The 4,882-nt window shown below is 34.7% G+C and carries 5 protein-coding genes; 4 read left to right on the plus strand and 1 reads right to left on the minus strand.

Translation table 11 applies throughout. From position 1 onward, the window contains the following. The first annotated feature begins 441 nt into the window (after positions 1-441). The 4 genes from VFS71_RS20205 (at position 442) to VFS71_RS20220 (ending at position 2,983) form a co-directional block, all read left to right on the plus strand. Positions 442-768 carry a YdhR family protein gene (locus VFS71_RS20205; RefSeq protein WP_326403524.1) on the plus strand — a complete coding sequence of 109 codons (327 nt, stop codon included), beginning with the start codon at positions 442-444 and terminating at the stop codon, positions 766-768. A gap of 210 nt (positions 769-978) precedes the next feature. Then, complete coding sequence (locus VFS71_RS20210) at positions 979-1,530, plus strand: dihydrofolate reductase family protein (protein ID WP_326403526.1); 552 nt, start codon at positions 979-981, stop codon at positions 1,528-1,530. 331 nt (positions 1,531-1,861) lie between these two features. After that, positions 1,862-2,401 carry a DUF2975 domain-containing protein gene (locus VFS71_RS20215; RefSeq protein WP_326403527.1) on the plus strand — a complete coding sequence of 180 codons (540 nt, stop codon included), beginning with the start codon at positions 1,862-1,864 and terminating at the stop codon, positions 2,399-2,401. Between the two features lie 162 nt (positions 2,402-2,563). Beyond that, the gene (locus VFS71_RS20220; RefSeq protein WP_326403528.1) at positions 2,564-2,983 is read left to right on the plus strand and encodes a DUF2141 domain-containing protein; all 420 of its coding nucleotides are present in this window, start codon (positions 2,564-2,566) and stop codon (positions 2,981-2,983) included. Positions 2,984-3,268: 285 nt separating this feature from the next. Here VFS71_RS20220 and typA read toward each other — a convergent pair. Next, on the minus strand, positions 3,269-4,882 hold a 1,614-nt coding region (gene typA / locus VFS71_RS20225), incomplete at its 5' end, for a translational GTPase TypA (protein ID WP_326403529.1).

The following is a 4,882-nucleotide window of genomic DNA, read 5'->3' on the forward strand; positions in this document are numbered from 1 at the left end:
AAACAAAACGATAACTATGATGTTCATATTTCTAAGCCTTCAAGAAGTTTAATAATTGGAGCATATAATAAGCTAATAAAAGATATTAAGAACAAGTCAATAAAGTAGTAACGGCGCCCAACAGCTACTACAACGGATTTGGGCATTAGGCTTAGTGGAAAATAGGTTTTGTATTTGGGATGATTTGCTTCGCCTGTTCACTATCGCTCGGGTGGCAAATCCGAAAATAGGGCTTAATTTAACCCCAAACCCGCTGTAGTACCAGAACGTTGGCCGTAATGCTATGACGAAACTACTATATCAATCATACGCGAACCAATAATACAAGAAGCAAAGAGACTTTATATTCATACAAATAGAGAAGTAAAACTATTGCTTACGAACTTGGTTTTGAAAATAAACTTTTACCTTTATATTATTATTAATTTAATATATAGAACAATGCACGCACAAATAATCACTTATCAATTAAATGATATTTCTCAAGCGGAATATCTTAAGCAAATGGTGGAACCAGATGCACCGATTTTAGCGGAAGTAAAAGGTCTTATTTCAAAAGTTTGGCTCACAGACATAGAAAAAAACACTTTTGGCGGTTTCTATTTATGGGAAAACAAAGCGGCAATGGAAGATTTTATGAATTCTGACTTGGTAAAAGCAGTTGTAAGCCGACCGTTCGTAAAGAATGTTTCTTCGGTTGACTATGAAGTAAATCAAAGTGCTTCATTAATTACTCGGGGAATCAAAAAGGAAGTAGATCTTTTATAGTGTTAACAGAAGCACTATCGCTAACAGCGGTTTTATGAAATTGGGGTTTTAGGCAAAAATTAAAAGCAATTTTATATATTTGACTTTAGTCCTTATGGAATGTTTTGGGAGCAAAAATCCCCAACTTCGTAAAGCCGACACGGAACGTAGCGGCTATTGTAAGATATTCGTAAATAACGAGTAGTGAAAGACAATTAAAGGATATGGAAAATGGGAAAGATAATTGCAGCAATTAATATGACACTTGATGGGATTTGCGACCATACGGCAGGTATCCCAGATGAAGAAATCCATCAACATTACACTGACCTGTTAAGTGATGCAGATGTGATTCTATACGGCAGAGTAACATATCAGCTCATGCAATTCTGGCAAACGCTGATAAAAAAACCTTCAGGTGAAAAATCAATGGACGACTTCGCTATGGCTATAGACAAAATTCCAAAAATTGTCTTTTCACATACACTGAAAAATACGGAATGGGACAGTGCTAAATTGTCAAATCAACCTATTGAAGAAGAAGTTTTAGAACTCAAACAACAACCGGGCAAAGCTATTTTAGTTGGCAGTCGAAGTTTAATTATTCAACTAATGAAACTCAATTTGATTGATGAATTTCAGCTTTGTATTCACCCTGTTGTAGCGGGTAGTGGTTTACCGTTATTTGAAAACATAACCGACAGGACCGTTTTTAAACTCACAAAGACAAAAACATTTAGTGGTGGCGCAGTCACGCTTTACTATGAACCGACAAAAAAATAACGAACTGTTAACATCATATAGCGATAGACGGGCTGAACGGCTTCGTATCAACAGAAGTGCAAAATTCAACTTCTGTTCTTCGATTAAACTTTAGTGTTATACTTTCCGCCAATCGCCAATTCGTAAACCGTTAGCTGCTAGCGGAAAAGCTGTAAATCCCTGACAAACGCACCAATTATTAAATATTTCTTTCCTAAATTTTGCAAAAGTAAAATCAATAGAACTATTAACAATCAGCCGACAAAGATAATAAATCAATTTACTTTGTATTTCAAAGTACTTTTCATATATTTGAATTGTCAAATAATTTTTTATCTTAAATTTTATCGAAATGGAAACGAAAATATTTAGCGATGTTAGAAGTGGCAATAACAAAAGTATCAAAAAAAGTTCAACGGTATTTCTTCAGGGAGTCATTGTACTTATTGGATTTGTGGCACTAGCCATCATGATTCGGTTTCCCTTGACCGAAGGGAGAGCCACAAATTTAGATCTGTTCAGCATTTACTCCGATCCTTTCATCTTGTATGGCTATGCCGCGTCTATACCATTTTTTATTGCGCTGTATAAGGCGTTCAAATTACTTGGATACATTGGACAAAATAAAGCATTCTCACTAAACTCGGTGAAGACTTTAAAGAGCATAAAATATTGCGCAATCGTACTAAGCATCTTAATTGTGATGACAGGACTATATATAAGGATATTTCATAATAAAGATGACGACCCTGCTGGTTTTCTTGCCATGTGTATTGTAACCACTTTTGTTTCTCTTGTAGTTGCCACTGCCATGGCAGTGTTTGAAAAAATCTTGCAAAATGGGATGGACATAAAATCAGAGAACGAACAACTTTATGAGCAGTCAAAGTAATAATTTGACTTTATAACATATCAAATAATTATAGGGCGTTCCTCTGTTTACTGTTGAAATACGCTCTACGATTTTGTTTCTGATAATGTTTAATACTACCATTTTTTGCGAGTTCAACCATCAAAATTTTGTAAATTTAAGTGCTTATTAAAAACAACAATTATGCTTAAACATTTCATCCCAATTCTAGTATTCATTTCTAGCTTTGGATTTGCTCAAAATTCAAATCTTACCGTTTCCATATCGGGAATAAAAAACAATACTGGATCACTAACTGCCGAACTATACAATACCAAAGAAAAATTTCTTAAAACATCCTACAAAACGATTTCATCAGCAATTAAATCAAATTCAGCTACAGTTACTTTTACTGAAATCCCAAAAGGAGAATATACGGTTCTAGTCTATCACGACGAAAATAAGAACGGAAAACTGGACAAAAACTTCATCGGAATGCCAAAAGAACCTGTTGCCTGTTCCAATAACGCAAAAGGTTTTATGGGACCGCCTAAATACGAAGATGCAAAATTCACGGTTACCACCGATACTAAAATCAATATCAAAATGACTGCTGCACATTAACGCTGAGTTCAATTATTAGTTCTTCCTTTTTTAAATGATGGCAAAAAGACAAAATGATAACTTTTAGCCCTGATGGAAGCGGCATCTCCTGATTTAAAAAAACAAGGCTTTTTTTGCCGTAGTTTTTCTAAATCGGGAAATATAGCGGACAGCAGGAACAATGTTCATCGATAAAGCCAAATGTCTCCGCTCCTTAATAATCAAACTCAAATTAGTTATAAAACAAAAAATCCCAAATTCCAGTACTTAGGAATTTGGGATTTTAAATATTGAAATTTAAATCTTTTAGATTTTAAATCTTTTTCTATCTGTTTCTGTCAAATAAATTTTTCTCAAACGAATAGATTTTGGAGTAACCTCTACATATTCATCTTTTTGAATGTATTCTAAAGCTTCCTCTAATGAGAAGATGATTGGAGGGATAATTCTAGCTTTTTCATCATTACCAGAAGAACGAACGTTAGATTGTTTTTTCTCTTTCGTTACGTTTACACACATATCATCACCACGAGAGTTTTCTCCAATTACTTGACCTTCGTAGATTTCAGCATTTGGTTCAACAAAAAACTTACCACGATCTTGCAATTTATCGATAGAATAAGGAATAGCTTTTCCTTTTTCCATAGAAATCAATGAACCTTTGTTACGTCCAGCAATTTCTCCTTTGTAAGGCTCATATCCTATAAAACGGTGTGCCATAATAGCCTCACCAGCAGTAGCAGTAAGCAATTGATTACGCAATCCAATAATTCCACGTGATGGAATATTAAATTTTACGATCATACGTTCACCTTTAGTTTCCATACTCAGCATTTCACCTTTACGCATAGTAACGAACTCAACAGCTCTACCTGAAAGAGTTTCTGGTAAATCGATTGTCAATTCCTCAATTGGCTCACATTTTTTACCATCAATTTCTTTGATGATAACTTGTGGTTGACCGATTTGCAACTCATACCCTTCTCTTCTCATTGTTTCAATAAGAACAGACAAGTGAAGTACACCACGACCAAAAACCATAAACTTATCAGCAGAATCAGTTTCACCTAACTTCATTGCTAAGTTTTTCTCTAATTCTTTTGTCAAACGCTCTCTAATATGACGAGAAGTTACAAATTTACCCTCTTTTCCAAAGAAAGGAGAATCGTTAATTGTAAACAACATACTCATTGTAGGCTCATCAATATCAATTGTTTTCAATGCTTCTGGGTTTTCAAAATCAGCGATAGTATCTCCAATTTCAAATCCTTCAACTCCAACAATCGCACAGATATCTCCAGCAATTACTTCAAGTACTTTTTTACGTCCAAGACCTTCAAAAGTATGAAGTTCTTTAATTCTTGATTTCATTATTGTACCATCTCTTTTAACCAATGAGATTGGCATACCTTCTTTTAAAACTCCTCTTTCTAGACGACCAATAGCAATACGGCCTGTAAAAGCTGAGAAATCTAAAGATGTAATCAACATTTGTGGAGTTCCTTCGGAAACCTTAGGAGCAGGTACATTTTCAACAACCATATCCAACAATGCTTCAACATTATCAGTTACGTTTTCCCAGTGATCAGACATCCAGTTATTCTTAGCTGAACCATAAACTGTTGGAAAATCCAACTGCCATTCTTGAGCACCTAATTCAAACATTAAGTCAAAAACTTTTTCATGAACTTCTTCAGGAGTACAGTTTTCTTTATCTACTTTATTGATTACAACACATGGCTTCAATCCTAAATCAATAGCTTTTTGCAATACAAAACGAGTTTGTGGCATTGGCCCTTCAAAAGCATCCACCAAAAGACAAACACCATCAGCCATGTTCAAAACACGCTCTACCTCACCACCAAAATCGGCGTGACCAGGAGTATCGATAATGTTGATTTTTGTTCCTTTATATTGAAC

Origin of the sequence: Flavobacterium sp., from assembly GCF_035760125.1 — a bacterium.
Taxonomy (GTDB): Bacteria; Bacteroidota; Bacteroidia; order Flavobacteriales; family Flavobacteriaceae; genus Flavobacterium.